This window comes from Shewanella sp. AS1 (assembly GCF_021412565.1).
GTDB lineage: Bacteria > Pseudomonadota > Gammaproteobacteria > Enterobacterales > Shewanellaceae > Shewanella.
The window spans coordinates 1-616 of the sequence record NZ_JAKCLJ010000028.1 but is presented as its reverse complement, the minus strand read 5'-3'; the positions used below and the strand labels follow the sequence as shown (position 1 = coordinate 616).

Here is a 616-nt window from a genome sequence, read left to right as displayed (position 1 = left end):
ACAGCAATGACACCATTACCTACTCGATTGCTAACCCAGTTGATGGCTTAACCGTCAACACCGATGGCAGCTGGGCATTTGATGCTAGCCACAGTGCTTATCAGTCGCTGGGCGTAGGTCAAACTCAGGTACTCAACATCGATGTCACTGGCAGCGACAGCCAAGGTGCAACCGATGTACAGACATTAAGCATTACCGTCACCGGCACCAACGATGCACCGACAGTTTCAGCAGCATTGACTGACCAAGCCACAGACCAAGGCGCTACCTTTAGCTTTGGCGTACCTGCGGGCACCTTCGCCGATATCGACAGCGGTGATACGCTCACCCTGTCGGCTAGCACACCGGCATGGCTCAGCTTCGATGCCACCACAGGCACCTTTAGCGGTACCCCTGGTAACAGCGATGTGGGTACTACCACCATCACGGTCACGGCGACCGATAGCCAGGGCGCGACTGTCACGTCCACCTTTAACCTGGTGGTCAACAACGTTAACGATGCACCGGTACTGGACCCCATCGCGCAAGTCAGCGCCAAGGAAGATGGTTCAGTAGTTAATGGCACCATCACCTCCACCGATATCGATGCGGGTGACACGGCGACCTATTCGATTGC

The 616-nt window shown here is 55.5% G+C and carries 1 protein-coding gene; it reads left to right on the top strand.

Annotated elements, in window-relative coordinates; translation table 11 throughout:
* A partial coding sequence (locus LZP69_RS15880) for a putative Ig domain-containing protein (protein ID WP_234201690.1) occupies window positions 1-616 on the top strand: 616 nt, incomplete at both ends.